This is a genomic window from Pseudomonas sp. Marseille-P9899 (assembly GCF_903166565.1).
GTDB classification, from domain to species: Bacteria; Pseudomonadota; Gammaproteobacteria; order Pseudomonadales; family Pseudomonadaceae; genus Aquipseudomonas; species Aquipseudomonas huaxiensis.
Genome location: NZ_CAESCG010000002.1, coordinates 258,858 through 284,693 on the forward strand (window position 1 = coordinate 258,858; position 25,836 = coordinate 284,693).

Sequence of the window (25,836 nt, forward strand, 5' to 3'; positions counted from 1 at the left end):
GGTGGTCTCTCTCTTGGGTGGGGATCAGAACGTCAGGGTCAGTTGCGCGCGCCAGTAGCCCGGCTCCAGATCGCGGCGCCGCGTGCCGCTGGCCTGCAGGGCGCGCTGGTAATCGAGGCTCAACTGGCCGCGAGGCAGGCTCAGTTGCAGGCCGGCGTGGGCGCCGAGCAGTCGTTGTGTGGGGCTGCCGTGGTCGTAGCGGCTCCAGCCGGCGTCGAGGCCGAGGCTCGGACGGATTTCCAGCGGCACCGGCAGCGGGTTGTTCAGCGGCAGGCTGAGGGTGTTGCGCCAGACCGCGCCGCTGGCGCCGGACACCGTGGCGCGACGAAAGCCCCGCACCGCGGTGTCGCCCGCGACCGCCATCTGCTCGATCGCGGGCAGCGGCTCAGGGCTGTATTGCAGGTTCAGTTCGCTTTCCCAGCGCCAGCGAAACGCGGGATCGACGCCTTCGCGCAGTTGCCAGAGGCTCGCCTGGTACTTGCGAAACAGCGGCTGCGGTGCGCGCGGGTTTGCTGCGCGGTCATCGGAGCCGAACCAGCCGAGGCCCTGGTTGTAGCCGAGGGTGGCGCTCCAGAGCGCATCGTCGCGCCAGCTCAGGTTGAGACTGGCATCAAGGCTGGTGAGCGTCGGGCTTTGCAGGCGAAGGCGCAGTCGCTCGCTGGAGAACCGCGTGTCCAGGCGTTTGTAGTTGAGCCGCAGGTTGGCGCCGAGGGTGGTGGACTGGTCGTGCCATAGCGCGCGGCCCACGCCGAGGCTGTAGAAATCGCTCTGGCCGCTGTTGTTGGCGTTCGAGCCGGGCAGGGCGGCGCGGTATTCCAGGCGGTCCAGGCTCAGGGCGAAACGCCAGGGGCCATAAGGACTGTTGTAGTAGAGCCCGTAGCCGCGGCTGTCGCCGCGCCCGGGTAACAGGCGCCGAAGGCTGTGCAGGCGCAGGAAGTCGTTGTGCTCCAGTGGACTGTCGAGACTCACGCTGACACCCAGTCGCTCGCGGCCCGTCGATTCGCTGCCGCGGTTGTCGATGCTGGTGGCCAGTCTCAGGCGTGACGCCGGTTGCCGTTGCGAGCGAATGATCACCCGCGTGCCGCCTCGCAGTTCGCCCGGCTCAAGGTCCGCGCTGAGGTCGAACGCCTGCAGGCGATTCATCTGGTTCAGCCCCTGCTCCAGCGTGCTCAGGCGCAGTGGCTGGCCAAGCAGATCGGGAAAGGCGCGGGGCAGCGACAACGGCAGTTCCGGGTCATCGAACTCCACCGATTCGACAAAACCTTCGACGATCATGATGTCCAGGCTCGCCCCCGCGTGCGGCGGTTGCGCCAGATAGGGCCGGCTGGTGAGGTAGCCCTGTTGCAGGTAAAGCCGGGTGATGGCTTTGAGCACCGCGTTGACCCGTGCCTCATCCATGCACGGTTGCAGCAACGGATCGACCACCTCGTTCAGCGCTTCGCGGGTAATCACCGTGTTGCCCGCCAGGCGCAGGCCGGAGACAGGCCAGCAGCCTTCGGCTTCGAGCGCCGCAGCCGGCGTCTCGCTGACCGTCGGTGGCGTGAGCTGGCGCAAGCGTTGTTGCCGCTCCAGCGCCTCTGCGTCGCGGCGTTGCTCGCGCAATAGCGGCAGGACCGGAAAGGTCTCGTCGGCCCACGTGGGTGCCATGCACAGCAAAATCAGGGTGATGAAGACCGTGGATGCCAGCGCAGGGCAGCGCGGGCCTCCGGTTCGCGATGAACGGGACATAGGGTGGCGTCCTTATGTTCTTGTTCTAGGACGAAGCAAGCATTTCAGGTGAGATGAATCTAAGGGAGGGGCATTCGTTTGAATGCTGGGGATGACCGTGAGGAGGAGTAGGGGACGAGCGCGAGTGCCCTCGGAAATTTCCGAAGCTTATTTACTGAGGTAGGAAATGTCCGGCGCGGAGGCGCCGGAGCGGGTCAGTCAGGGGCGGATTTCGATCATGGTGCCGTCTTTTACCAGGTTCCAGACTTCGCGCATGTCGGTGTTGCGCATGGCGATGCAGCCTTCGGTCCAGTCGAGGGTGTGAAACAGCTCTTCGGGGTTGTCTTCGGTGTCTGGCGTGCCGTGGATCATGATCATCCCGCCGGGCTGCACCCCTTCGCGACGTGCCTTGGCGGCATCGCTGACGTTGGGATATGACACGTGGATCGCCAGGTTGTAGCGGTCCGAGACCTTGCGCCAGTCCAGCCAGTAGAAGCCTTCCGGGGTGCGCTTGTCGCCCTCGCGCTCCTTGGCGCCAAGGGGCTTCTTGCCGAGGGAGATGCGGTAGGTCTTGAGCGGTGCACCATTGCTGATCAGTTCCAGGCGACGCTGGGACTTGAGCACCAGCACCTTTTCGATCCGGGTCGATGGCCTGACCTCGGCTGGAGAGGACTGCGGCGCAAGCGGCGCATCCTTGAGGATCGGCTTGGTGACGATGGTTTCGGTGTAAGCCGCCTGGGACACCGACGCCACACTGAGGCAGAAAAGGGCAAACAACCAGCGCATGAAACGGTATCCCTGAAAATCGCGGTTTTACGAATCGGTCTTGGGTGGCGGGGCGAACGAGGCTGACAAACTCTCGGTATGAACCGGATAGTGCTGCCGTTCGCGGTCCCGATAGTAGCATTCTAGTGTGACGCGGATCGTCCTGAAAGCCAGCTCGTCCCAGGGGATCTCGTTTTCTTCGAACAGGCGCACTTCCAGGCTTTCTTCGCCGATATCGAAGTCCAGGTCGGCCAGTTCGGCGCGGAAGAACACGTGCACCTGGTTGATGTGCGGCAGGTCGTACAGGTGATACAGGGTCATCTCGCCCAGGCGGGCGCAGGCTTCCTCGACGGTTTCGCGGCGGGCGGCCTGTTCCATGGTTTCGCCGTTTTCCATGAAGCCGGCGGGCAGGGTCCAGTAGCCGCGTCGCGGCTCGATGGCGCGGCGGCACAGCAGCACCTTGCTGCCGTGGTTCGGCAGCACGCCGGCGACGATATTGGGGTTCTGGTAATGGATGGTCTGGCAGTGATCGCAGACATAACGCAAGCGCGAGTCGCCTTCGGGTATACGCTGGGTGACCGCTTTGCCGCACGCGCTGCAGTATTTCATGCTTATCTTCCTGAGAGTTGCCGCTATCTTCGCGCCGCGGTCGCGCGGCCCGCAAGTGCGATCGTCGCCGGGGCTTGGGCGGGGCGCGGCTTTGGTGCATGATGCAGAACGCTTCTGGAACGAGAGAGACCATGCTGGACGAGCTACTTCGCCGAGTGAGCAGTCACACACCAGGCACCCTGGAAACCGATCGACGTTTTCCCGAGGCCGCGGTGCTGCTACCGATCACCCGTAGTGAAGAGCCCGAGCTGGTATTGACCTTGCGCGCCAAGGGCCTCTCGACCCACGGCGGTGAAGTGGCCTTCCCTGGTGGACGCCGCGACCCGGAAGACCCCGACCTGATCTACACCGCCCTGCGCGAAGCCGAGGAAGAAATCGGCCTGCCGCCCGGACTGGTGGAAGTGATCGGTCCCTTGACCCCGCTGGTGTCGTTGCACGGATTGAAAGTCACGCCTTTTGTCGGGCTGATTCCCGATTACGTCGAGTACCGCCCCAACGATGCCGAGATTGCCGCTGTGTTCAGTGTGCCGCTGGAGTTCTTCCGCCAGGACCCGCGCGATCACACCCACCGCATCGATTATCAGGGCCGCAGCTGGTACGTCCCCAGCTACCGCTTCGGCGAGTACAAGATCTGGGGCCTGTCGGCGATCATGATCGTCGAGCTGGTCAACCTGCTCTACGATGCGCGCATCAGCCTGCACCATCCGCCTGAACGCTTCACCCCACTCTGAGCGGGACCACCCGCCGCGAACCCCACCGTGAGGAACCACGCATGAAATACCGTCTGGGCGACTTTCGGGTCGAAACCCATCCACAAAGCTGGGTGGCGCCCAATGCCACGCTGATCGGCAAGGTACGCCTGCAGGCGGGCGCCAATGTCTGGTTCAACGCGGTCCTGCGCGGCGACAACGAACTGATCGACATCGGCGAGAACAGCAACGTCCAGGACGGCACGGTGATGCACACCGACATGGGCTCGCCGCTGACCATCGGCAAGGGCGTGACCATCGGCCACAACGCCATGCTCCATGGCTGCTCGGTGGACGACTACAGTCTGATCGGCATCAATGCGGTGATTCTCAACGGTGCGCGGATCGGCAAGCACTGCATCATCGGCGCCAATGCGCTGATCCCCGAAGGCAAGGAAATCCCCGACGGTTCGCTGGTCATGGGCTCGCCGGGCAAGGTGGTGCGCGAACTGACCGAGGCGCAGAAGAAGATGCTGGAGGCCAGCGCCGCGCATTACGTGCACAACGCCCAGCGTTACGCCCGCGACCTGGCGCCGCAGGAGGATTGATGAGCACCGCTGAAAGGCCCGTGGCCTCACCTTGCGTCAGCATTTGCGCATTGGACGAACAAGACATCTGCACCGGCTGCCAGCGCACCGCCGCTGAAATCACCCGCTGGGGCCGCATGGACAACACCGAGCGCCGGCAGGTGCTGCGCTTCTGTCACGAGCGCGCCGTGGCCGCTGGCCTGGTCTTCGCCCAACCCCGCACGGCGAACTGATTCCCGGGGCTTGGCCGCACGCGGGCTGTGAAGTACCCTGTGCGGCTTGCTACCGGTGCCCCCAATGTTCTTTCTCATCGCCTATATCAGCAGCGTGGTGCTCATCAACTACGCCTTCTCCAGTGCGCCGCACCTGGACGTCATCTGGTCCGCCTGGGGCGGATTGGTGTTCGTCCTGCGCGACATGGTGCAGACCCGCTTCGGCCACGGCGCGCTGGTCGCCATGCTGGCAGCGCTGGTGCTGTCCTACGTCACCTCCGACCCGACCATCGCCCTGGCCAGCGCCACCGCGTTCGCGGTGTCCGAGCTGATCGACTGGGTGGTGTTCAGCATCACCAAGCGCCCGCTGCATGACCGCCTGTGGATCAGTTCCGCGCTGAGCATTCCGCTCGACACCTTTATCTTCTTCGGCATGATCGGCGCCCTGACGCCGGCCGTGGTCGGCACCGCGCTGGCCTCGAAGTTCGCCGGCGTCACCGCAGTCTGGCTGGCCATGGCCTGGCGGGGGCGGAAAAACGCCATCGCCGGCTGAGCCGCGACGGCGTTCAAGCATGTAAAATGTGCCCCTTTCGCTGGCCCGCACCGTGCTGGGGCGGCCATGGATTCCTTCCCTTTGAGGACCTGAGATGACCCGTATCGGAACCCCATTGTCGCCCACCGCGACCCGTGTACTGCTCTGTGGCTGTGGCGAGCTGGGCAAGGAAGTGGTGATCGAGCTGCAACGCCTGGGCGTCGAAGTGATCGCCGTGGACCGTTACGCCAATGCCCCGGCCATGCAGGTGGCGCATCGCAGTCACGTGATCAACATGCTCGACGGCGCCGCCCTGCGTGCGGTCATCGAGGCCGAGAAGCCGCACTACATCGTCCCGGAAATCGAAGCCATCGCCACCGCGACCCTGGTCGAGCTGGAAGCCGAAGGCTTCACCGTGGTGCCCACCGCCCGCGCCGCGCAACTGACCATGAACCGCGAAGGCATCCGTCGCCTGGCGGCTGAAGAGCTGGACCTGCCAACCTCGCCGTACCACTTCGCCGACACCTTCGAGGACTACAGCAAGGCCGCTCTGGACCTGGGCTTCCCGTGTGTGGTCAAGCCGGTGATGAGTTCGTCGGGCAAGGGCCAGAGCCTGCTGAAAAGCGCCGACGACCTGCAGAAAGCCTGGGACTACGCCCAGGAAGGCGGCCGTGCCGGCAAGGGCCGGGTGATCATCGAAGGCTTCATCGATTTCGACTACGAAATCACCCTGCTGACCGTTCGTCATGTTGGCGGCACCACCTTCCTGGCACCTGTCGGTCACCGTCAGGAGAAGGGCGACTACCAGGAATCCTGGCAGCCACAGGCCATGAGCCCGGTGGCGCTGGCCGAGTCCGAGCGCGTGGCCAAGGCCGTCACCGAGGCACTGGGCGGTCGTGGCCTGTTCGGCGTCGAACTGTTCGTCAAGGGCGATCAGGTGTGGTTCAGCGAAGTCTCGCCGCGCCCGCATGACACCGGCCTGGTGACCCTGATTTCCCAGGACCTGTCGCAGTTCGCCCTGCACGCCCGGGCGATTCTCGGCCTGCCGATCCCGTCGGTTCGTCAGTTCGGTCCGTCTGCTTCCGCGGTGATTCTGGTGGAAGGTCAGTCGCAGCAGACTGCGTTCGACAACCTCGGCGCTGCCCTGGCCGAGCCTGATACCGCGCTGCGCCTGTTCGGCAAGCCGGAAGTCAACGGTCAGCGCCGCATGGGCGTGTGCCTGGCGCGCGATGAGTCGATCGAGGCCGCCCGGGCCAAGGCGACCCGCGCCTCGCAAGCAGTCAACGTCGAGCTGTAAGGCTGTAGACGCGGGGCGGGCCGTCTGGCTCGCCCCGCGTTGTCGTTCAACTCCGTGTGCTGTGTTTCCTTCAGGCACAGTACCGCGATCAGGCTCAGCAGGGCCGCCATCGACACATACCCGCCCACCCAGCTCAATCCCCCCATCGCCACCAGCTTCTGTGCGAAGAACGGTGCTGCCGAGGCGCCGACGATTCCGCCCAGGTTGTAAGCCGCCGACGCGCCGGTGTAGCGCACGTGGGTTGGGAACAGCTCGGGCAGCAGCGCGCCCATCGGGGCGAACGTCACCCCCATCAGGAACAGCTCGATCGCCAGGAACAACGCCACGCCGGCGGTGGACCCGGACGTCAGCAGCGGCTCCATGGCAAAGCCCGAGGCGATCGCCATAAGTGCGCCAGTCACCAGCACCGGCTTGCGCCCGTAGCGGTCGCTGAGCCAGGCCGACAGCGGGGTGGCCAAGGCCATGAACAGCACCGCGAAGCACAGCAGGCCGAGGAAGGTTTCGCGGGTGTAGCCCAGCGTGGACACGCCGTAGCTCAGCGAAAACACCGTCGAGATGTAGAACAGCGCGTAGCACACTACCATCGCCCCGGCGCCGAGCAGCACCGGCAGCCAGTATTGGGCGAACAGCTCGACCACCGGCAGCTTCACGCGCTGGTGGCTGGCCATGGCTTTGGCGAACACCGGGGTTTCTTCCAGTTTCAGGCGCACGTACAGGCCGACGATCACCAGTGCCGCGCTGAGCAGGAACGGAATGCGCCAGCCCCAGGCGCGGAAATCTTCGTCGCTCAGCAGCATCGCCAGGGCCAGGAACAGACCGTTGGCGGCGAGGAAGCCGATCGACGGGCCAAGTTGCGGGAACATGCCGAACCAGGCGCGCTTGCCCTTCGGCGCGTTCTCGGTGGCCAGCAACGCCGCGCCGCCCCATTCGCCGCCAAGGCCAAGACCTTGACCGAAACGCAGGACGCAAAGCAGGATCGGCGCCCAGTTGCCGATGCTGTCATGTCCCGGCAGCACGCCAATCAGCGTGGTACACACGCCCATCAGCAGCAGCGACGCGACCAGGGTGGACTTGCGTCCGATGCGGTCGCCGAAGTGGCCGAACAGCGCCGAGCCCAGCGGTCGCGCCAGGAAGGCGATGCCGAAGGTGAGGAACGCCGACAGCATCTGCGCGGTGCCGGAGGTCTGCGGGAAGAACACCGGTCCGATCACCAGTGCGGCCGCAGTGGCGTAGACGTAGAAATCGTAGAACTCGATGGCCGTGCCGATGAAGCTGGCCGTGGCGACGCGGGCCGGCGAATTGCCGGACGGCGCGGTGTCGGCCTCATTGTTGTAGGTGCTGCTGGTGGTCATGCAAGGTCCCCTGACAGTCGAAGGCTTCCTGGGCGGCCGCGCACGGGCGACGGCACTGCGTCGGAGCATTTTTTTTGGTATGGGTCGCGCGGCCGAGCATAGCCCTGGGGGGATGGGGGCGGGCGCGGGCACTGTTCGGGGTGTGAAGCGGTGCCGGTAAAGCGCGCGATGCAGGCGGTGCGGACTGGCCGGAAAGCGCCGGGAGCGGGTAGCGGGCGCGACGGCAGGGCTGGGTAAGCGTGGGTCGAGTATAGCCAGATTCGATACGAAATGTGTCTATGTCAGGCGTTGCGGGCGTAACGAATCAGGCGGCGGGCTGGCGGGCGACGGTCCAGACCAGGATCCGGCTGGCGCAGTTGTCTTCGGTTTCGAGGATTTCCAGGCGGTAGCGGCCAATCTTCAGGCACACCGCGCTGGCCGGGATGCTTTCCAGCGCCTCGGTGACCAACCCGTTGAGGGTCTTCGGTCCGTCGCTGGGCAGGTGCCAGCCAAGGCTGCGGTTGAGTTCGCGGATCGCCACGTTGCCTTCGATCACATAACGGCCATCCCCTTGCGGATGGATGTGCGGGTTGTCGAGGTCGTCCTGTTCTTCGAACTCGCCGACGATCTCTTCGAGAATGTCTTCCAGGGTGACAATCCCTTCTACTTCGCCGTACTCGTCGACGACGATGCCCATCCGCCGCTGTTGCTTGTGGAAGTTGAGCAACTGCAGTTGCAGTGGGGTGCTTTCCGGGACGAAGTAAGGCTCGTAGCAGGCTGCCAGCAGGGTTTCGTGGGTCAGCTCGGCCTTGGGCAGCAGGTGGGCGATATGCCGCGTGTTGAGCACTGCCTGGACCTGGTTGATGTCGTTGTGGAATACCGGCAGTCGCGTGTGCTTGCAGGTGTTCAATTGCGCGATGATCTGCTCGATCGAATCGTCGAGGTTGATCCCGTCGACTTCGCTGCGCGGCACCAGGATGTGGTTGACAGTGACCCTCTCCAGCGCCTTCAGGCTGGTCGGGAGGTTGCCGGGGGAGGGGTTTTCCTCCGACTCGTCGCTATCGTCCGGTTCGCTGTCGGCATTCTGTTCATGCTGGTTGACCATGCTCGGCCGCACGGAAAAGGGGCGCAGGATCAGGCGCGCGATGCCGTCCAGCAACCAGGCCAGCGGCTGCAGCAGACGCAGCGGCAGGCGCAGGACGATGCCCAGGCCGATGAAGGCTTCCGGGTTGCGTCGGGCCAGTTGCCGCGGCAGGTACTCGGCGCAGACCAGCAGCAGGATGGCCGCTCCCACGCAGCCCAGCCAGAAACCGGTCTCGCCCTGGCAGCGCAGGCCGGTCAGGCCGGCGAGGGCCAGCACCAGCAGCTTGCCGAGGGTGGCGCCGAAGATCAGCGCCTGGGGCGGGAGGTCAGAGGTGTCGCGGGCGCCGCCATTGCCGTTGCGCCGATTGCCCGCCAGTTGCACGCGGGCGGCGTCGACCGCGGTGAACAGTGCCGACCACAGCAAGGCCAGGGCCAGAAGCCCGAGCAGCGGAGCCAACGGCAAGGTGTCCATAGTTCGCCCGTCAGATATGCAGGATGAATTCGCGTACCAGCTTGCTGCCGAAATACGCCAGCATCAGCAGGCAGAACCCGGCGAGGGTCCAGCGGATCGCCTTGTGTCCGCGCCAGCCGAGGCGGGTGCGGCCCCATAGCAGTACGCTGAACACGATCCAGGCGACGCAGGCCAGCAAGGGCTTGTGGACCAGATGCTGGGCGAACAGGTTGTCGAGGAACAGCCAGCCGGAGATCAGCGACAGCGAGAGCAGGCCCCAGCCGGCCCAGAGGAAGCCGAACAGCAGGCTTTCCATGGTTTGCAGCGGCGGGAAATTGCGGATCAGCCCGGACGGATGCTTGTGCTTGAGCTGGTGGTCCTGCATCAGCAGCAACAGCGACTGGAACACCGCGATGGTGAACAGGCCGTAGGCAAGGATCGACAGCAGGATATGCGCGAGGATGCCGGGCTCTTCGTTGATCAGCGGAACCGTGCCCGACGGCGCGAACTGCGCGATCAGGGCCGTCAGCAGGCCCAGCGGGAACAGCAACAGCAGCAGGTTCTCCACCGGACTGCGCAGGCAGGCGAGCAGGGTAATGGCAATGACCGCAGTGGCGATCAGGCTGGCGGCGCTGAAGAAGTCCAGGCTCAGTCCCAACGGCGTGAGCAGTTGCCAGTACAGCGCGGCGCCCTGGGCGACGACCGCCAGGCCTCCCAGCAGGCCGAGCAGCCGTTTGTCGGCCTTGACGCCCCGGGCCAGGCCGGTGCCTTGGAGGATGATCGCGGCGGCGTAGAGGCAGGCGGCGATCAGGTTGGGTAGCAAGCTGGGTGACAAGGGGAGCATAAGTCCTGTTAGGCAAGCCCGAAAGCCGATGAGTTTGGCATAGAACCCGGCCCCCTAGGAAGACTGTGCGCCGACGGTATGGTGTGCGCTGGCGCGAGTCTTCGTTATAATCGCCGCCCTGCCCCTGCCCAAGGCCGGCCGAATGCGCCTGGGGCGGCTGATAAACCTCGGTTCTACAAGAGCCCGAAAGGATCCCCATGTTTGAAAACCTGACCGATCGTCTGTCACAGACGCTGCGCCATGTCACCGGCAAGGCCAAGCTGAACGAAGACAACATCAAAGACACCCTGCGCGAAGTGCGCATGGCGTTGCTCGAAGCCGACGTCGCCTTGCCGGTGGTGAAGGACTTCGTCAACAAGGTCAAGGAACGTGCGGTCGGGACCGAGGTTTCGCGCAGCCTGACGCCGGGCCAGGCGTTCGTGAAGATCGTCCAGGCCGAACTCGAAGAATTGATGGGCGCGGCCAACGAAGACCTCAGTCTGAATGCCGCACCACCTGCCGTGGTACTGATGGCCGGCCTGCAGGGCGCGGGCAAGACCACCACCGCCGGCAAGCTCGCGCGTTTCCTTAAAGAGCGCAAGAAGAAGACCGTCATGGTCGTTTCGGCCGACGTCTACCGTCCGGCGGCGATCAAGCAGCTGGAAACCCTGGCCAACGACATCGGCGTGACCTTCTTCCCGTCGGACATCAGCCAGAAGCCGGTGGCCATCGCCGAAGCGGCGATCCGCGAAGCCAAGCTGAAATTCATCGACGTGGTTATCGTCGATACCGCCGGTCGTCTGCACATCGACGCCGAGATGATGGCCGAGATCAAGGACCTGCACGCCGCGGTCAAGCCGATCGAAACGCTGTTCGTGGTCGACGCCATGACCGGCCAGGACGCCGCCAACACCGCCAAGGCCTTCGGCGATGCCCTGCCGCTCACCGGTGTGGTGCTGACCAAGGTCGACGGTGATGCCCGTGGCGGTGCCGCGCTGTCGGTGCGCGCCATCACCGGCAAGCCGATCAAGTTCATCGGTATGGGCGAGAAGACCGAAGCGCTCGAGCCGTTCCACCCCGACCGGATCGCCTCGCGGATCCTCGGCATGGGTGACGTGCTCAGCCTGATCGAGCAGGCCGAGCAGACGCTCGACAAGGAAAAGGCCGACAAACTCGCCAAGAAGCTGAAAAAGGGCAAGGGCTTCGACCTCGAAGACTTCCGCGACCAGCTCCTGCAAATGAAGAACATGGGCGGCCTAGGCGGCCTGATGGACAAGCTGCCGAGCATCGGTGGGGTCAACCTGTCGCAGATGGGCAACGCCCAGGGCGCAGCCGAGAAGCAGTTCAAGCAGATGGAAGCGATCATCAACTCCATGACCCCGGCCGAGCGCCGTGACCCTGACCTGATCAGCGGTTCGCGCAAACGCCGTATCGCCATGGGTTCCGGCACCCAGGTGCAGGACATTGGCCGCCTGATCAAGCAGCACAAGCAAATGCAGAAGATGATGAAGAAGTTTTCTGCCAAGGGCGGCATGGCCAAAATGATGCGCGGCCTGGGCGGCATGATGCCTGGCGGCGGCATGCCCAAGATGTAAACCCGATTCAGGTCGTTGGCTTTTAGATGAGCCAACGACTGAAATCCCGCCCTCGGCGGGACCATTGCTGCCTTTATATAGAAGGCAGTGCAAACCGCAGATCAGCAGGCAGGCCTTTTACCTCGTGTAAAAAGGCATTTGCAAATACCCGTGTATTCCTTGAGAATATGCGGCCTTTCGGGCACCCGTGTGCCCGCTGTGCATTATGATTTGCAGCACCGACTACAGGAACGATGTTCAATGCTAACCATCCGTCTTGCCCGTGGCGGCTCCAAAAAGCGCCCATTTTACACCCTGACCGTAACCGACTCGCGTAACCCAGTTACCGGTTCGCACATCGAGCAGGTTGGTTTCTTCAACCCTGTCGCTCGTGGCCAGGAAGTTCGTCTGTCCGTTAAGGAAGACCGCGTTGCTCATTGGCTGAGCGTTGGCGCACAGCCGTCTGCACGTGTTGCACAACTGCTGAAGACTGCTGCCAAGGCTGCCGCCTGAGCAATATGAACGCGACGCCAGAAAACGCTGATGACTTGATCGTTGTTGGCAAGATTTTTTCGGTTCACGGCGTTCGCGGCGAGGTGAAGGTTTATTCCTTTACCGATCCGATCGACAACCTGCTGGAATTCCGCAACTGGACGCTTCGGCGCGAAGGCGTGGTCAAGCAGGTAGAGCTGGTCTCGGGCCGATCCACTCAAAAGGATCTGGTCGCCAAGCTCAAAGGGCTCGACGATCGTGATGAAGCTCGTCTTCTGAGCGGTTATGAGATTTGTATCTCTCGCAGCCTTTTGCCCAACCTGACCGACGGCGATTACTACTGGTATCAGCTCGTGGGTCTGAGTGTCATCAACCAGGACGGGCATCTGTTCGGCAAGGTTGATCACCTGTTGGAGACCGGCGCAAACGATGTAATGGTGGTCAAGCCCTGCGCTGGCAGCCTGGATGATCGTGAACGGCTATTGCCCTATACAGAGCAATGCGTGTTGGCAATCGACCTGGCGGCAGGCGAAATGAGGGTGGAATGGGACGCGGACTTCTAAGCAATGGCCAGCCTGCGCGTAGACGTCATCACGCTGTTTCCCGAGATGTTCTCGGCCATCAGTGAGTACGGCATTACCAGCCGAGCGGTGAAACAGGGGTTGTTGCAACTGACCTGCTGGAACCCGCGGGACTACACCACGGATCGTCACCACACGGTAGATGATCGGCCTTTTGGCGGTGGTCCGGGCATGGTGATGAAGATCAAGCCTCTGGAAGACGCCCTGGTTGATGCCAGGCAGGCAACCGGAGGAACGGCGAAGGTGATTTACCTGTCGCCACAAGGCCGCAAGCTGACTCAGTCGGCGGTCAAGGACCTGGCGAAGCATGAATCGTTGATTCTGATAGCCGGTCGTTATGAAGGCATTGACGAGCGCTTTATTGAGGCTCATGTCGATGAAGAGTGGTCGATTGGTGACTACGTATTGTCTGGCGGTGAGCTGCCGGCAATGGTCCTGGTTGATGCGGTTACACGGCTGCTGCCCGGAGCTTTAGGGCATGCGGACTCGGCGGAGGAAGATTCCTTCACCGACGGTCTGCTTGATTGCCCGCACTACACCCGTCCGGAGGTGTATGCGGATCAGCGTGTTCCCGACGTGTTGCTCAGTGGCAACCATGCACACATCCGGCGTTGGCGTTTACAGCAGTCCCTTGGGCGGACCTATGAACGACGCGTCGATCTTCTGGAAAGTCGCTCACTTTCTGGAGAAGAGAAGAAGCTGCTCGAGGAGTACCTCCGCGAGCGGGACGATAGTTAACGTATCGATGGTAGATCCGACGATTTACCTTAGGAGCACAAGATGACCAACAAAATCATTCAGCAGATCGAAGCTGAACAGATGAGCAAAGAAATCCCGGCCTTTGCCCCGGGCGACACCATCGTCGTTCAGGTGAAAGTGAAGGAAGGTGACCGCTCCCGTCTGCAGGCTTTCGAAGGCGTTGTAATCGCCAAGCGTAACCGTGGTCTGAACAGCGCTTTCACCGTTCGCAAAATCTCCAACGGTGTTGGCGTTGAGCGTACTTTCCAGACCTACAGCCCGCAAATCGACAGCCTGGCCGTGAAACGTCGTGGTGACGTGCGTAAAGCCAAGCTGTACTACCTGCGTGACCTGTCCGGTAAAGCAGCTCGCATCAAGGAAAAACTGGCTTAAGTCCAGTCCGACCTTTGCGAAAGAAAGGGCAGCCTCCGGGCTGCCCTTTTTGTTTTTCAGCGCTGTGAGTTTCAAGGCGCAAGATGTTTGTCGGTTAAATCTGTTGGGGTCTTCGCGAGCAAGCTCGCTCCTACAGTGCCCCCCCAACCTTATGGCTTGCAGCGTGCAACTGCCTTCTTCGTTCAAGTGATCCCATGACCCCCAGAGACCAGGAAATCGAACGCCGCACCGAGCTGTCGGTCACCCGCGTGACCAAGGCGGTATTCCCCTCCACGACCAACCACCACAACACCCTGTTCGGCGGCACCGCGCTGGCCTGGATGGACGAAGTGTCGTTCATCGCCGCGACGCGCTTCTGCCGTCTGCCACTGGTCACTGTGTCCACTGACCGCATCGACTTCAAGCACCCAATCGCCGCAGGCTCCATCGTCGAGCTGGTAGGGCGGGTCGTTAAAGTCGGCAACACCAGCCTCAAGGTGGAAGTCGAAGTGTTTGTCGAAAGCATGAGCTGCGACAGCCGCGAGAAAGCCATTCACGGCCTGTTCAGTTTTGTCGCCATCGACGAGGACAAGCGTCCGGTGCCGGTATTGCCCGGGTTCTGATCGCCGCGCTCAACGGCTTTCATCCTGTCGAATCAACGCCAGCACCGTCCACCCAGGCCCGGGCTTGAGCGGGCTGTCCGGGCCGAACACATGCACCCAGCCATTGGCGTCCCGGGCAAACAGCAAGGTCGCCCGCTCACCATGCAGCGCCCGATAGGCGTCCCAGTCGAAGGCTTCGGTCAGGTGCGTGCTGTACAGCTCGGCACCGTGGTGCAGTTGATTGGCCAGTTGCACGTACGTCAGTGACGGATTTCCCAGCACATGCCCGCGGTGTTCGTCACTGGCCCGGTGCTTGTCGCTGCGGCTGACCTCCAGGCCGCTGGCCAGCGAAAACAGCCGGGTATGGCCGAAGTCGTGACGAAAACGCATGCAGGCCAGTGCATTCAACTCGCCTGCGGGAGAAAGCCCGAGCAGATGGCCCAGGCCGACCAGGTCCAGGTGCGCATCCGCATGCTGCGAGGCCGGATTGCCAAAGTAAGTCGCCAGCCCTTCCATGCGCGCCGCGCGGATGTTCTCCCAACTGGAGTCGGTCAGCAGCACCCGGCAATCCATCTGTTGCAAGGCCTTGCCAATCGCCCGTGCGGGCGGGTTGGCACCGACGATAAGAAAGCCGCTGGGCGCGGGCTCCGCGACTTTCAGCAGGCGGGCCAGCGGCCGCGCCGTTGCGCTCTGCAAGACCACCGTGCCGATGATCACGGCGAAGGTCAGCGGCACCAGCAGCAAGGCGCCCTCGTGGCCGGCCTCGTTCAGGCGAATCGCAAAGATCGCCGAGACCGCCGCCGCGACGATCCCCCGCGGTGCGATCCAGGCCAGCAGCGCCCGTTCGCGCCAGTTTAGTGGTGAGCGCCAGGTTGAGAGGGCGACGTTCAGTGGTCGGGCGATCAACTGGATCACCAGCAGCAGCGCCAGCACCGACGGGCCGAGGCCGAGAAGGGCGGTCAGGTCCAGGCGCGCGGCGAGCAGAATGAACAGCCCGGAGATCAGCAGCACGCTGAGGTTTTCCTTGAAGTGCAGGATCTGCCGAACGTCGACGCCTTTCATATTGGCCAGCCACATGCCCATCAGGGTTACCGCTAGCAGTCCCGACTCGTGCATCACCTGGTTGGCAGCGATGAAGATCCCCAGCACCGCCGCCAGCGACGCCAGGTTGTGCAGGTATTCCGGTAGCCATTGCTCACGCATCACCTGGCCCAGCAACCAGCCGCCGGCGGCACCGAACGCGCTGCCGCAGAAAATCACCCCGGCGAAGGTTTTCAGGCTCTGGCTCAGGCCTTCATCCGCGGCACTGGCAATGATGAAGCTGTAGACCACCACGGCCAGCAGCGCGCCGATCGGGTCGATGACGATGCCTTCCCAGCGCAGGATGTTGGCGATCGTCGCCTTGGGTCGCACCACCCGCAGCATTGGCACGATCACCGTGGGGCCGGTGACCAGGGTCAGGGTGCCGAACAGCACCGCCAACGGCCAGTCGAAACCCAAAAGCCAGTGCGTTGCGACGGCAATCACCACCCAGGTGACCAGCGCGCCGACGGTCACCATGCGTTGCACCACGCTGCCAATGTCGCGCCATTGCGACAGGTGCAGGGTCAGGCTGCCTTCGAACAGGATCAGTGCCACCGCCAGCGACACCAGCGGCATCAGCAGCGGGCCGAACATTTCCTGCGGATCAAGCCAACCCAGCACGGGCCCGGCGAGTATGCCGCTGAGCAGCAGAAACAGGATGGCCGGGAGCTTCAGGCGCCAGGCCAGCCACTGGCAGCCCAGTGCCGCCGCACCAATGCCGCCAAACGCGAGCAGAATCTGTTGTTCGTTCATTCGGACTCCCTATCCCGGCATGGTTATGGAAGACTAGCGGCACTTCGGCGTTTTCATCGTCCCGTCTCCGAGTTTTCATGCCTGCTATCGACCACCCCCTGATTGACCAGTTTCTTGATGCCCTGTGGCTGGAAAAAGGCCTGTCGGACAACACCCGAGCGTCCTATCGCAGCGACCTGGCGCTGTTCAACGGCTGGTTGCAGGAAAAGGGCATTGCATTGCCCGATGCCGGCCGCGAACTGATCCTCGACCACCTCGGCTGGCGCCTGGATAACGCCTACAAGCCGCGTTCCACGGCGCGGTTTCTTTCCGGGCTGCGCGGTTTCTATCGCTACCTGCTGCGAGAGAAACTGATTGCCGTCGACCCGACGCTGCAGATCGACATGCCGCAGCTTGGCCGGCCATTGCCCAAGTCGCTCTCCGAGGCTGACGTCGAAGCCCTGCTATTGGCGCCGGACCTGAGCGAAGACATCGGCCAGCGCGACCGTGCCATGCTCGAAGTGCTGTATGCCTGTGGTTTGCGGGTTACCGAGCTGGTCAGCCTGACCCTCGACCAGATCAACCTGCGCCAGGGCGTGTTGCGGGTCATGGGCAAGGGCAGCAAGGAGCGGCTGGTGCCGATGGGCGAGGAAGCGGTGGTCTGGCTGGAGCGCTACCTGCGTGATGGTCGCAATGGCCTGCTCAACGGCCGTCCCAGCGACGTGGTGTTTCCCAGCCAGCGGGGTGAGCAGATGACCCGCCAGACGTTCTGGCACCGTATCAAGCACCACGCCCAGGTTGCCGGGATCGGCAAGGCGCTGTCGCCTCACACCTTGCGCCATGCCTTCGCCACTCATCTGCTCAACCATGGCGCCGACTTGCGCGTGGTTCAGATGTTGCTGGGCCACAGCGACCTGTCGACCACCCAGATCTATACTCATGTGGCCCGAGCGAGGCTGCAGGAACTGCATGCTCGGCACCATCCCAGGGGTTAGAGAACGAATCGGCCGCGGCCGGTTCGTTTGTCTGCGCATTCGAGCGGTCAAGGTGCCCGTCGTAGGGCGTTGAATATGGTAGTCTTTCGGGGTTTACGTCTTGGGCCGGCCAATCCCCCGTGTTTTCCATCCGGGCGTCCCCATCCCGGCCCCTTGTACGCTTTCAGGAGCTCCAAATGCGCATGATCAAGATTGTTGCCGCCGCCGCGCTGGCGCTGGCCAGTTCGTTCGTCCTGGCTGACGAGCAGGCGATCCGCAAAACCCTGCAGTCGCTGGAGTCGGAAGTCCCGGTCGACAGCATCGCCGCCAGTCCGCTCAATGGCCTGTACGAAGTCAAGCTCAAGGGCGGACGTGTGTTGTACGCCAGCGCCGACGGCCAGTTCCTGGTCCAGGGCTATCTGTTTCAGGTGCAGGGTGGCAAACCAGTCAACCTGACTGAAAAGACCGAACGCGAGGGCGTCGCCAAGACGATCAATGCCATTCCAGGCGCGGAAATGGTGGTTTATCCTGCCATTGGCCCGGCCAAGTCGCACATCACGGTGTTCACCGACACCACCTGCCCGTACTGCCACAAACTGCACGCCGAAGTGCCTGAGCTGAACAAGCTCGGTATCGAAGTGCGCTACGTCGCCTTCCCGCGCCAGGGCCTCGGCTCGCCGGGTGACGAGCAGTTGCAGGCGGTCTGGTGCTCCAAGGACCGCAAGGGTGCGCTGGACAAGATGATCGACGGCAAGGAAATCAAGGCCGCCAAGTGCGAGAACCCGGTCAGCAAGCAGTTCACCATGGGCCAGTCCATCGGTGTCAACGGCACGCCAGCCATCGTGCTGGAAGATGGCCAGGTGATCCCGGGCTACCAGCCGGCCCCGCAAGTGGCCAAGCTGGCCCTGGCCGTCGCCAAGTAATTCAATCAGTGAGCCGCCACCATGGGGAGGCGGCTTTTTTCACGATCGGTTCCACACCGGTCGTTCAATGGGGAGTTTCACAGTGAAACCGGTCAAAGTAGGCATCTGTGGGTTAGGGACCGTCGGTGGCGGAACCTTCAACGTACTTCAGCGAAACGCCGAGGAGATTGCCCGCCGCGCCGGGCGTGGAATTGAAGTGGCACAGATTGCCATGCGTTCGCCCAACCCGAACTGCCAGATTACCGGTACCCCCATTACCGCTGATGTGTTCGAAGTCGCGAGCAACCCCGAGATCGATATCGTCATTGAACTGATCGGTGGCTATACCGTGGCCCGCGAGCTGGTGCTCAAGGCCATCGACAACGGCAAGCACGTGGTCACCGCGAACAAGGCGCTGATCGCCGTGCACGGCAACGAGATCTTCGCCCGCGCCCGCGAAAAAGGCGTGATCGTCGCATTCGAAGCCGCTGTGGCCGGCGGCATCCCGGTGATCAAGGCGATCCGTGAAGGCCTCTCGGCCAACCGTATCAACTGGGTTGCCGGCATCATCAACGGCACCGGCAACTTCATCCTCACCGAGATGCGCGAGAAGGGCCGCACCTTCCCGGACGTGCTGGCCGAAGCCCAGGCGCTGGGTTATGCCGAAGCGGACCCGACCTTCGACGTCGAAGGCATCGATGCTGCGCACAAGCTGACCATCCTCGCTTCCATCGCTTTCGGCATCCCGCTGCAGTTCGACAAGGCCTACACCGAAGGCATCACTCAGCTCACCACTGCTGACGTGAACTACGCCGAGGCCCTGGGCTACCGCATCAAGCACCTGGGCGTGGCGCGCAGCACTGCCGCCGGTATCGAACTGCGTGTGCACCCGACGCTGATCCCGGCTGACCGCCTGATCGCCAACGTCAATGGCGTGATGAACGCTGTGATGGTCAACGGCGACGCTGCGGGTTCGACCCTGTTCTACGGCGCTGGCGCCGGCATGGAGCCTACCGCTTCCTCGGTCGTCGCCGACCTGGTGGACGTGGTTCGCGCCATGACCGCCGACCCGGAAAACCGCGTTCCGCACCTGGCCTTCCAGCCGGATTCGCTGTCGGCCCACCCGATCCTGCCGATCGACGCCTGCGAAAGCGCCTACTACCTGCGCATCCAGGCCAAGGACCATCCGGGCGTACTGGCCCAGGTGGCAAGCATCCTCTCCGAGCGCGGGATCAACATCGAGTCGATCATGCAGAAGGAAGTCGAGGAACAGGACGGCCTGGTGCCGATGATCCTGCTGGTCCACAAGGTCCAGGAGAAACGCATGAACGACGCCATCGCGGCGCTGGAAGCCCTCCAGGACGTGATCGGCAAGGTCGTGCGGATCCGCGTCGAACAGCTCAACTAAATTCCAGCGGCAAGCTGCAAGCCATACGCTGCAAGAAAAAGCGCCACCGCTTCTCTTGCAGCTTGCAACTTGAACCTTGCCGCTCAAAGAAAGGTTTGCCCTCATGCGCTATATCAGTACCCGTGGCCAGGCTCCTGCCCTGAATTTCGAAGACGTGCTGCTGGCCGGTCTTGCCAGCGATGGCGGTCTTTATGTGCCGGAAAACCTGCCGCGTTTCACCCAGGAAGAGATCGCTTCCTGGGCCGGCCTGCCGTACCACGAGCTGGCGTTCCGGGTGATGCGCCCGTTCGTCACCGGCAGCATCGCCGACGCCGATTTCAAGAAGATCCTCGAAGAAACCTACGGTGAGTTCGCTCACGCTGCGGTCGCACCGCTGCGTCAACTGAACAGCAACGAATGGGTGCTGGAGCTGTTCCACGGCCCGACCCTGGCGTTCAAGGACTTCGCCCTGCAACTGCTCGGTCGTCTGCTGGACCACGTGCTGGTCAAGCGCGGCGAGCGCGTCGTGATCATCGGCGCCACCAGTGGTGACACCGGTTCCGCGGCCATCGAAGGCTGCCGCCGTTGCGACAACGTCGATATCTTCATCCTGCATCCGCACCAGCGCGTGTCGGAAGTGCAGCGCCGTCAGATGACCACCATCTTCGGCGAGAACATCCACAACATCGCCATCGAAGGCAACTTCGATGACTGCCAGGAAATGGTCAAGGCCAGCTTCGCCGACCAGGACTTCCTCAAGGGCACTCGCCTGGTAGCGGTCAACTCGATCAACTGGGCGCGGATCATGGCCCAGATCGTCTACTACTTCCACGCGGCCCTGCAGTTGGGCGGCCCGGCGCGTTCCGTGGCGTTCTCGGTGCCGACCGGCAACTTCGGCGACATCTTCGCCGGCTACCTGGCGCGCAACATGGGCCTGCCGATCAGCCAACTGATCGTCGCCACCAACCGCAACGACATCCTGCACCGCTTCATGAGTGGCAACCAGTACGTCAAGGAAACCCTGCACGCGACGCTGTCGCCGTCGATGGACATCATGGTGTCGTCGAACTTCGAGCGCCTGCTGTTCGACCTGCACGGTCGCAACGGCGCGGCAATCGCCGAGCTGATGGCCAACTTCAAGCAGGGTGGCGGCTTCAGCGTCGAAGAAGACCGTTGGGTCGAAGCGCGCAAGCTGTTCGATTCCCTGGCCGTCGATGACGCGCAGACCTGCGAAACCATCGCCGAAGTCTTCGCCCAGACGGGCGAGATCCTCGATCCGCACACCGCGATCGGCGTCAAGGCCGGCCGCGAGTGCCGTCGCAGCCTGGATACACCGATGGTAGTGCTGGGCACCGCGCACCCGGTCAAGTTCCCGGAAGCGGTGGAGAAGGCCGGTATTGGCAAGGAACTGGAACTGCCAGCCCACCTGACCGACCTGTTCTCCCGTGAAGAGCGTTGCACGGTGCTGGCCAACGACCTGAGCCAGGTTCAGGCTTTCGTCAGCAAGCACGGCAACCGCGGCAAACCGCTCTGATCGATTGGTCGGATGCAGAAAAGCCCGTCGCATGACGGGCTTTTTCGTTTTCAGCGCGGTCGTCAGGCCGGTTCGTCGGCGGCGGTTGGAAATGGAGCGCTAAATTTGGGATTTTTCCTATAGGGCCGCCGTTCTGTTTTCCCTAGAGTTGCGACTTTGTGCCGCCACACGAGCCTGCAACCTGCGGAGAAACGTTGATGCACTCGCTCAAGGTCCTGATCCTCGAAGACCATCCCTTTCAACTCATGGCATTGCACCAGATGCTCAACGCCAACGGCGTGTTCGACGTCCTGGCGGCCGAGTCGGTGGAGTGCGCGAAGCAGATGCTGGCCCGCCGTGGACCGGTGGATATCGCCATCTGCGACCTGTACATGGAAGGTGCCGACGGTTTGGCGTTGATCCGCCACCTGGCGGAAAACGCGCTGGCTGACGCGTTGATCGTCCTCAGTGATGCCGAGCCTGCGCTGCTCGACAGCATTGGCGAGCTGTCCCGGCACCTTGGCCTGCAACTGCTGGGTTGCGTGCGCAAGCCGGCCAGTTGCGCCACGCTGCACCGCCTGCTGTCGCAATACTGCGAAGACACACACGCGCCACAACAGGCCGGCGTACCGCCGCATATCCTCGAACTGACTCGCCTGTCCCCCGAGCATCTGGCCTTGTCCCGCGCACAGTGGCGGGTTCGTTACCAGCCGATGATCTGCGCTGCGGGTGCGTTGGTTGGCGTCGAAGCGAGCGTGCGCTGGCAGCACCCGACCCTTGGTCTGTTGGCGCCGGGCCAGTTCTTTACCGTGCCCAATGGGGTAGGGCTGCTCGACGTGCTGACCTGGCATGTGCTCGAACATGCACTGGCGTTCAGTTCGGTGACCTGCCTGGGCAATGGTCAGCCGCTGCCGGTGACGGTGGAACTGCCACCCGCGTTGTTGCCGGATGCCGGCTTCGTCGCACGGTTGGCGCAACTGCTGGTGACGCTGGAACTGCCCGCCAGCGTGCTCACGCTGACGTTGAAGGAGGGCCACTGTGGTCTGCTCGACGGCGAGCAATGGGCGGTGTTGCGTCAGCTCGGTTGTCGTCTTGCACTGGAATGTTCAGGAAGCGCCGTCGGCAATCTGCCGCAACTGTTTGCCCTGCCCCTGAGTGAATTGAAGCTGCCTGCCGAGTTGCTGCGCGGCTTGGCCGCTGACGGCAAGAAGTCGGGCGCGGTGGCGACGGCGTTGATCCTGGCGCGGCGCCTGGCGTTGGACGTGGTGGTGCAGGGCGTGGAAACCTTCAACGATTGGCGGGCCCTGAACCATGTGGGCAAACCGCGGGTGCAAGGTGGTTTTGTCGCAAGGCCGATGGGCGAAGGTGAATTGCTGAAGTGGATGAATGCCCACGAGCCGGCGGCGCTGGCACGAAACGGTGCGGCTTGAGCTGAGTGCTGGCTTTCTGATATTAATCGGTTGGGCAGATTTAATCTGTCATGTTCCGTGGGCATTCTCGCTGAACGTGCAGCGAAGTGACCTGGCCGAACTTTCCCGCCGCTCACAGGGTCAGTTAAAGACCCTTTGTCCTAACGAGGTGAATAGTGAACAAGATGGAATCTGTCAGCTTGTTGCTCAACGAAGCATTCGCACCTTATCTGGTCACGCTGGCGCCCCAGGGGACTACCGATTTTGCCTTGTCGCTGAGCGACGAGTCCGGCCTGGAAGTGTTGCAGCGCACGGTCAGGGCCAGTCAGTTGCAGGATCAGCGTCTGCTGGTGGACCTGGTGGACGGTCTGCAACGCGATCTACGCATTGCCGAAGGACGTTTGCAGCCCTGTGTGATCGCGGCCTGGCAACACGCCCGACAGGATAGGAATTTATCGGCTACCTTGTAGGAACCTTTCCTTAGCAACGTAATCAGACCTTATACAGGCAGCCAGATGGCATTTTGCTCCGATGCTTTCTGACTGTCATACACGAGGCCCAAGGGCCTTCGTTTAACCCCGAGCGGCCTCCCCACCGTCCGGGGTTTCTTTTTGCCTGTTTACGGCGCGTCATCGTCGAAAAAGCGTTCGGCGTCCTTCATGTAGCTTTCGCGCATTTGCGGGTCGAGCCACTGGCCGTAGAGTGGCGGCAGGGTTTCCTTGCGCAGCTCCAGCAGCAACTGGTTGATGTGGGTAATGGCTTCGTGACCCAGCGGCGTATCGGAACAGCCGACGTGGATGAACTGGTACTGCGTCACGCCCTGGATCGGGTAGAACACCAGATCGTCCAGTGACTGGCCCAGTTCAAGGCTCAGATAACGCACCTCCGGCCAGTAGGCCAGCAGCCATTTCAACCGCCCCAGATGCTGCATCTGCAGAAGGCTTCTGACCGCATCGGTGCCGTAATGTGGCGTCAGGTTTTCCGCAGGCGTGGTCTTCAGCACGCTGTCGATCGGTGTGCTGTAGCTGCGTTCGGCGACCATGCCAAGCCGGGCCGGCGGGTTGGCCAGCAGTGCCTTGAGGTCAACGGCGTGGTTGACCAGGAAAGGATCGACCAGTGCCTGATCCTGCTTGCGCACCACCAGGCCGTTGCTCAGGGTGCCCATGCTCGGCACCGAAAAATGGATGAACCGCGCGCGTTCGGGCGTCCAGAGCAGCGTCGGGTCGCAATTGAAGCCTCCTTCCTGGAGCATCTGCAAGGCTCGGGCACGGTTGACCCGCTGGATGCTGTGGTCGTACTCGGGCATGCGCTCGATCAGCATCGCCAGCATCTGGTCCACCGCGCCCTGGCTTTTCCGCGAGCCCTCGAAAATCGTCAGCGGCGGCAAATCACGCAGTAGCCAGATCAGCCGTTCCTTGGCCCACGCTGCGCCCGGCGCGGCCAGCAGCGCGCCGAGCAGAACGCCCAGGCCGAGTCGACGCAGCGCCCCGGTCAGATGGCACCCTGTTCGCGCAGGTTGGCGATGGTCGCTGCGGTGTAGCCCAGCTCACCCAGTACCTGTTCGGTGTGTTCGCCGAGTTTCGGCCCGACCCACTCGGTGGCGCCCGGCGTGTCGGAGAGCTTGGGCACGATGCCGGGCATCTTGAACGGCTTGCCGTCGGGCAGCTTGGCCTGGAGGAACATTTCGCGGGCGAGGTATTGCGGGTCGCTGAACATGTCTTCGGCGGAATAGATGCGGCTGGCCGGCACTTCGGCGGTGGTGAGTGTCTGCATCAAAGTGTCCAGTGGCACACTGTTGGCCCAGCGATCAATGACGCCATACAGCTCGTCGCGGCGCAGGTCGCGGCCGTCGTTGCTGGCCAGGGTCGGGTCGTCGGCGAGGTCGGCGCGACCGATCGCCAGCATGAAGCGCTTGAAGATTGCGTCGCCGTTGGCGCCGATCTGCACGTGCTTGCCGTCGGCGCTGGTGTGGATGGAGGAGGGCGTGATGCCGGGCATGATGTTGCCGGTGCGCTCGCGGATGAAACCGAACACGTCGAACTCCGGAACCATGCTTTCCATCATGGCGAAGATCGCTTCGTACAGCGCCACGTCCACCACTTGGCCTTCGCCGCCGTTCACCTCGCGGTGGCGCAGCGCCATGAGCGCGCCGATCACGCCCCACAGGGCGGCAATGGAGTCACCGATGGAAATCCCGGTGCGTACTGGCGGGCGGTCTTCGAAGCCGGTGATGTAGCGCAGCCCGCCCATTGACTCGCCCACTGCGCCGAAGCCTGGCTGGTCTTTCATCGGCCCGGTCTGGCCGAAGCCTGACAGGCGCACCATCACCAGCTTCGGATTCAGCGCCTTGAGCACGTCCCAGCCCAGGCCGAGCTTTTCCAGCACGCCGGGACGGAAGTTCTCGATGAGGATGTCGGCATCGGCCAGCAGGCGTTTGAGGATCGCCAGGCCTTCGGGATGCTTGAGGTTGAGGGTCAGCGACTGCTTGTTGCGCGCCTGGACGAACCACCACAGCGAGGTGCCCTCGTAGAGCTTGCGCCACTTGCGCAGCGGGTCGCCGCCGTCCGGCGACTCGACCTTGACCACCTGGGCGCCGAATTCGGCACAGATTCGCGAGGCGAACGGTCCGGCAATCAGGGTTCCGAGTTCGACGACCTTGAGGCCGGCAAGAGGTTTGCTGGGCAGCGACATAAGACATCCGTGGCGGTGGGCAAGGCGCTCGTTTTTATCACAGGGCGAAAGGCTCAGATACTGTTGTAGCTCATGATTGTGGGTTCGCTTAGTTGATAGGCGTCGCATCGGGTAGACTGGGCGACTTTCCCCGTTATCAGAAGCCCGCCCCATGGCCCAGCCGTCCACCACCTACAAATTCGAACTGAACCTCACTGACCTCGACCGCGGCGTGTACGAAAGCGTCAAGCAGACCATCGCCCGCCACCCTTCGGAAACCGAAGAGCGCATGGCCGTGCGGCTGCTGGCCTACGCCTTCTGGTACAACGAGCAGTTGTCGTTCGGGCGTGGTCTGTCGGACGTCGATGAGCCTGCGCTGTGGGAAAAAAGCCTGGATGACCGTGTTCTGCACTGGATCGAAGTCGGCCAGCCGGACGCTGATCGCCTGACCTGGTGCTCGCGTCGCACCGAGCGCACCAGCCTGCTGGCCTACGGCAGCCTGCGGGTGTGGACGGGCAAGGTGGTGGATGCGGTCAAGGGCCTGAAGAACCTCAACATCGCCGCGGTGCCGCAAGAGGTGCTGGAAACCCTGTCCACCGACATGCCGCGTGCCATCAAGTGGGACGTGATGATCAGCGAAGGGACGATCTTCGTCACCGACGACCGTGGTCAGCATGAAGTCCAGTTGGAGTGGTTGCTGGGTGATCGCGGCTAAGCCGTC

At 63.0% G+C, this 25,836-nt stretch carries 27 protein-coding genes; 18 read left to right on the forward strand and 9 right to left on the reverse strand.

What is annotated here, in order from left to right:
* Positions 1–24: 24 nt before the first annotated feature.
* The 3 genes from HWV67_RS10400 to HWV67_RS10410 form a co-directional block, all read right to left on the reverse strand.
* Entirely contained in the window at positions 25–1,728 is a 1,704-nt protein-coding gene (locus tag HWV67_RS10400; RefSeq protein ID WP_175651169.1) for a ShlB/FhaC/HecB family hemolysin secretion/activation protein, read from the reverse strand.
* Between the two features lie 198 nt (positions 1,729–1,926).
* Complete coding sequence (locus HWV67_RS10405; RefSeq protein ID WP_175651170.1) at positions 1,927–2,493, reverse strand: L,D-transpeptidase family protein; 567 nt, start codon at positions 2,491–2,493, stop codon at positions 1,927–1,929.
* 27 nt (positions 2,494–2,520) lie between these two features.
* On the reverse strand, positions 2,521–3,081 hold the full coding sequence (locus HWV67_RS10410) for an NUDIX hydrolase (RefSeq protein WP_175651171.1): 561 nt from the start codon (positions 3,079–3,081) through the stop codon (positions 2,521–2,523).
* 131 nt (positions 3,082–3,212) lie between these two features.
* Between HWV67_RS10410 and HWV67_RS10415 the strand changes: the two genes are divergently transcribed.
* The 5 genes from HWV67_RS10415 to purT all read left to right on the forward strand — a co-directional run bounded on the left by HWV67_RS10415 (position 3,213) and on the right by purT (position 6,398).
* Positions 3,213–3,812 (forward strand): CoA pyrophosphatase, encoded by a 600-nt coding sequence (locus HWV67_RS10415; RefSeq protein WP_110968190.1) that lies wholly within the window; start codon positions 3,213–3,215, stop codon positions 3,810–3,812.
* A 41-nt stretch (positions 3,813–3,853) separates the two neighbouring features.
* Entirely contained in the window at positions 3,854–4,378 is a 525-nt protein-coding gene (locus HWV67_RS10420; protein ID WP_095154202.1) for a gamma carbonic anhydrase family protein, read from the forward strand.
* Positions 4,378–4,590 carry a DUF1289 domain-containing protein gene (locus tag HWV67_RS10425; RefSeq protein ID WP_110968191.1) on the forward strand — a complete coding sequence of 71 codons (213 nt, stop codon included), beginning with the start codon at positions 4,378–4,380 and terminating at the stop codon, positions 4,588–4,590. The genes HWV67_RS10420 and HWV67_RS10425 overlap by 1 nt, the downstream gene beginning before the upstream one ends.
* A gap of 64 nt (positions 4,591–4,654) precedes the next feature.
* Positions 4,655–5,122 carry a VUT family protein gene (locus HWV67_RS10430; RefSeq protein ID WP_175651172.1) on the forward strand — a complete coding sequence of 156 codons (468 nt, stop codon included), beginning with the start codon at positions 4,655–4,657 and terminating at the stop codon, positions 5,120–5,122.
* A gap of 94 nt (positions 5,123–5,216) precedes the next feature.
* Positions 5,217–6,398, forward strand: coding sequence for a formate-dependent phosphoribosylglycinamide formyltransferase (gene purT / locus HWV67_RS10435; protein ID WP_095154199.1), 1,182 nt, complete (start codon positions 5,217–5,219; stop codon positions 6,396–6,398).
* On the opposite strand, the gene HWV67_RS10440 is transcribed toward purT, so the two are convergent.
* The 3 genes from HWV67_RS10440 to HWV67_RS10450 form a co-directional block, all read right to left on the reverse strand.
* Positions 6,299–7,750 (reverse strand): MFS transporter, encoded by a 1,452-nt coding sequence (locus HWV67_RS10440; RefSeq protein ID WP_371929293.1) that lies wholly within the window; start codon positions 7,748–7,750, stop codon positions 6,299–6,301. The genes purT and HWV67_RS10440 overlap by 100 nt on opposite strands.
* Positions 7,751–8,054: 304 nt before the next feature.
* Positions 8,055–9,284 carry a transporter associated domain-containing protein gene (locus tag HWV67_RS10445; RefSeq protein ID WP_175651173.1) on the reverse strand — a complete coding sequence of 410 codons (1,230 nt, stop codon included), beginning with the start codon at positions 9,282–9,284 and terminating at the stop codon, positions 8,055–8,057.
* Between the two features lie 10 nt (positions 9,285–9,294).
* On the reverse strand, positions 9,295–10,107 hold the full coding sequence (locus tag HWV67_RS10450) for a cytochrome C assembly family protein (RefSeq protein ID WP_371929294.1): 813 nt from the start codon (positions 10,105–10,107) through the stop codon (positions 9,295–9,297).
* A 197-nt stretch (positions 10,108–10,304) separates the two neighbouring features.
* On the opposite strand from HWV67_RS10450, the gene ffh reads away from it, so the two are divergent.
* From ffh to HWV67_RS10480, 6 genes are all read left to right on the forward strand, one after another.
* Entirely contained in the window at positions 10,305–11,681 is a 1,377-nt protein-coding gene (gene ffh, locus HWV67_RS10455) for a signal recognition particle protein (RefSeq protein ID WP_175651175.1), read from the forward strand.
* 240 nt (positions 11,682–11,921) lie between these two features.
* Positions 11,922–12,173, forward strand: coding sequence for a 30S ribosomal protein S16 (rpsP, locus tag HWV67_RS10460; protein ID WP_175651176.1), 252 nt, complete (start codon positions 11,922–11,924; stop codon positions 12,171–12,173).
* Positions 12,174–12,178: 5 nt separating this feature from the next.
* Positions 12,179–12,715: a ribosome maturation factor RimM gene (rimM, locus tag HWV67_RS10465; RefSeq protein ID WP_175651177.1), complete on the forward strand. Its 537-nt coding sequence runs from the start codon at positions 12,179–12,181 to the stop codon at positions 12,713–12,715.
* 3 nt (positions 12,716–12,718) lie between these two features.
* Positions 12,719–13,471 carry a tRNA (guanosine(37)-N1)-methyltransferase TrmD gene (gene trmD, locus HWV67_RS10470; protein ID WP_175651178.1) on the forward strand — a complete coding sequence of 251 codons (753 nt, stop codon included), beginning with the start codon at positions 12,719–12,721 and terminating at the stop codon, positions 13,469–13,471.
* A 42-nt stretch (positions 13,472–13,513) separates the two neighbouring features.
* Entirely contained in the window at positions 13,514–13,864 is a 351-nt protein-coding gene (gene rplS / locus HWV67_RS10475; RefSeq protein ID WP_095154191.1) for a 50S ribosomal protein L19, read from the forward strand.
* Positions 13,865–14,058: 194 nt separating this feature from the next.
* Positions 14,059–14,466 carry an acyl-CoA thioesterase gene (locus tag HWV67_RS10480; RefSeq protein ID WP_095154190.1) on the forward strand — a complete coding sequence of 136 codons (408 nt, stop codon included), beginning with the start codon at positions 14,059–14,061 and terminating at the stop codon, positions 14,464–14,466.
* Between the two features lie 9 nt (positions 14,467–14,475).
* Here HWV67_RS10480 and HWV67_RS10485 read toward each other — a convergent pair whose 3' ends face one another.
* Positions 14,476–16,281, reverse strand: coding sequence for a cation:proton antiporter (locus HWV67_RS10485; protein ID WP_175651179.1), 1,806 nt, complete (start codon positions 16,279–16,281; stop codon positions 14,476–14,478).
* Positions 16,282–16,358: 77 nt separating this feature from the next.
* Here HWV67_RS10485 and xerD point away from each other — a divergent pair, with 77 nt between their 5' ends.
* From xerD to HWV67_RS10515, 6 genes are all read left to right on the forward strand, one after another.
* Positions 16,359–17,255, forward strand: coding sequence for a site-specific tyrosine recombinase XerD (xerD, locus tag HWV67_RS10490; RefSeq protein ID WP_175651180.1), 897 nt, complete (start codon positions 16,359–16,361; stop codon positions 17,253–17,255).
* Between the two features lie 176 nt (positions 17,256–17,431).
* Positions 17,432–18,157: a bifunctional protein-disulfide isomerase/oxidoreductase DsbC gene (dsbC, locus tag HWV67_RS10495; RefSeq protein ID WP_175651181.1), complete on the forward strand. Its 726-nt coding sequence runs from the start codon at positions 17,432–17,434 to the stop codon at positions 18,155–18,157.
* 82 nt (positions 18,158–18,239) lie between these two features.
* Positions 18,240–19,544 carry a homoserine dehydrogenase gene (locus HWV67_RS10500; RefSeq protein ID WP_095154186.1) on the forward strand — a complete coding sequence of 435 codons (1,305 nt, stop codon included), beginning with the start codon at positions 18,240–18,242 and terminating at the stop codon, positions 19,542–19,544.
* Positions 19,545–19,647: 103 nt separating this feature from the next.
* Positions 19,648–21,057, forward strand: coding sequence for a threonine synthase (gene thrC, locus HWV67_RS10505; RefSeq protein WP_095154185.1), 1,410 nt, complete (start codon positions 19,648–19,650; stop codon positions 21,055–21,057).
* Positions 21,058–21,254: 197 nt separating this feature from the next.
* The gene (locus HWV67_RS10510; RefSeq protein ID WP_175651182.1) at positions 21,255–22,466 is read left to right on the forward strand and encodes an EAL domain-containing response regulator; all 1,212 of its coding nucleotides are present in this window, start codon (positions 21,255–21,257) and stop codon (positions 22,464–22,466) included.
* Between the two features lie 164 nt (positions 22,467–22,630).
* Positions 22,631–22,915, forward strand: a complete 285-nt coding sequence (locus HWV67_RS10515; protein WP_095154359.1) for a DUF3509 domain-containing protein — start codon at positions 22,631–22,633, stop codon at positions 22,913–22,915.
* A gap of 149 nt (positions 22,916–23,064) precedes the next feature.
* Here HWV67_RS10515 and HWV67_RS10520 read toward each other — a convergent pair whose 3' ends face one another.
* Positions 23,065–23,913 carry a TIGR02285 family protein gene (locus tag HWV67_RS10520; protein WP_371929304.1) on the reverse strand — a complete coding sequence of 283 codons (849 nt, stop codon included), beginning with the start codon at positions 23,911–23,913 and terminating at the stop codon, positions 23,065–23,067.
* 23 nt (positions 23,914–23,936) lie between these two features.
* Positions 23,937–25,136, reverse strand: a complete 1,200-nt coding sequence (locus tag HWV67_RS10525) for a CaiB/BaiF CoA transferase family protein (protein WP_175651183.1) — start codon at positions 25,134–25,136, stop codon at positions 23,937–23,939.
* Positions 25,137–25,287: 151 nt separating this feature from the next.
* Here HWV67_RS10525 and HWV67_RS10530 point away from each other — a divergent pair, with 151 nt between their 5' ends.
* Positions 25,288–25,830: a YaeQ family protein gene (locus HWV67_RS10530; RefSeq protein WP_110968206.1), complete on the forward strand. Its 543-nt coding sequence runs from the start codon at positions 25,288–25,290 to the stop codon at positions 25,828–25,830.
* Positions 25,831–25,836 lie beyond the last annotated feature (6 nt).

Coding starts and splice junctions, on each gene's coding strand:
- HWV67_RS10420 (WP_095154202.1), top strand. CDS start 3,854: ATGAAATACCGTCTGGGCGACTTTCGGGTCGAAACCCATCCACAAAGC.
- rplS (WP_095154191.1), top strand. CDS start 13,514: ATGACCAACAAAATCATTCAGCAGATCGAAGCTGAACAGATGAGCAAA.
- HWV67_RS10415 (WP_110968190.1), top strand. CDS start 3,213: ATGCTGGACGAGCTACTTCGCCGAGTGAGCAGTCACACACCAGGCACC.
- HWV67_RS10405 (WP_175651170.1), bottom strand. CDS start 2,493: ATGCGCTGGTTGTTTGCCCTTTTCTGCCTCAGTGTGGCGTCGGTGTCC.
- HWV67_RS10445 (WP_175651173.1), bottom strand. CDS start 9,284: ATGGACACCTTGCCGTTGGCTCCGCTGCTCGGGCTTCTGGCCCTGGCC.
- dsbC (WP_175651181.1), top strand. CDS start 17,432: ATGCGCATGATCAAGATTGTTGCCGCCGCCGCGCTGGCGCTGGCCAGT.
- purT (WP_095154199.1), top strand. CDS start 5,217: ATGACCCGTATCGGAACCCCATTGTCGCCCACCGCGACCCGTGTACTG.
- HWV67_RS10430 (WP_175651172.1), top strand. CDS start 4,655: ATGTTCTTTCTCATCGCCTATATCAGCAGCGTGGTGCTCATCAACTAC.
- HWV67_RS10510 (WP_175651182.1), top strand. CDS start 21,255: ATGCACTCGCTCAAGGTCCTGATCCTCGAAGACCATCCCTTTCAACTC.
- HWV67_RS10515 (WP_095154359.1), top strand. CDS start 22,631: ATGGAATCTGTCAGCTTGTTGCTCAACGAAGCATTCGCACCTTATCTG.
- HWV67_RS10440 (WP_371929293.1), bottom strand. CDS start 7,750: ATGACCACCAGCAGCACCTACAACAATGAGGCCGACACCGCGCCGTCC.
- rpsP (WP_175651176.1), top strand. CDS start 11,922: ATGCTAACCATCCGTCTTGCCCGTGGCGGCTCCAAAAAGCGCCCATTT.
- thrC (WP_095154185.1), top strand. CDS start 19,648: ATGCGCTATATCAGTACCCGTGGCCAGGCTCCTGCCCTGAATTTCGAA.
- trmD (WP_175651178.1), top strand. CDS start 12,719: ATGGCCAGCCTGCGCGTAGACGTCATCACGCTGTTTCCCGAGATGTTC.
- HWV67_RS10410 (WP_175651171.1), bottom strand. CDS start 3,081: ATGAAATACTGCAGCGCGTGCGGCAAAGCGGTCACCCAGCGTATACCC.
- HWV67_RS10525 (WP_175651183.1), bottom strand. CDS start 25,136: ATGTCGCTGCCCAGCAAACCTCTTGCCGGCCTCAAGGTCGTCGAACTC.
- HWV67_RS10530 (WP_110968206.1), top strand. CDS start 25,288: ATGGCCCAGCCGTCCACCACCTACAAATTCGAACTGAACCTCACTGAC.
- xerD (WP_175651180.1), top strand. CDS start 16,359: ATGCCTGCTATCGACCACCCCCTGATTGACCAGTTTCTTGATGCCCTG.
- ffh (WP_175651175.1), top strand. CDS start 10,305: ATGTTTGAAAACCTGACCGATCGTCTGTCACAGACGCTGCGCCATGTC.
- HWV67_RS10450 (WP_371929294.1), bottom strand. CDS start 10,107: ATGCTCCCCTTGTCACCCAGCTTGCTACCCAACCTGATCGCCGCCTGC.
- HWV67_RS10400 (WP_175651169.1), bottom strand. CDS start 1,728: ATGTCCCGTTCATCGCGAACCGGAGGCCCGCGCTGCCCTGCGCTGGCA.
- HWV67_RS10480 (WP_095154190.1), top strand. CDS start 14,059: ATGACCCCCAGAGACCAGGAAATCGAACGCCGCACCGAGCTGTCGGTC.
- HWV67_RS10425 (WP_110968191.1), top strand. CDS start 4,378: ATGAGCACCGCTGAAAGGCCCGTGGCCTCACCTTGCGTCAGCATTTGC.
- HWV67_RS10485 (WP_175651179.1), bottom strand. CDS start 16,281: ATGAACGAACAACAGATTCTGCTCGCGTTTGGCGGCATTGGTGCGGCG.
- rimM (WP_175651177.1), top strand. CDS start 12,179: ATGAACGCGACGCCAGAAAACGCTGATGACTTGATCGTTGTTGGCAAG.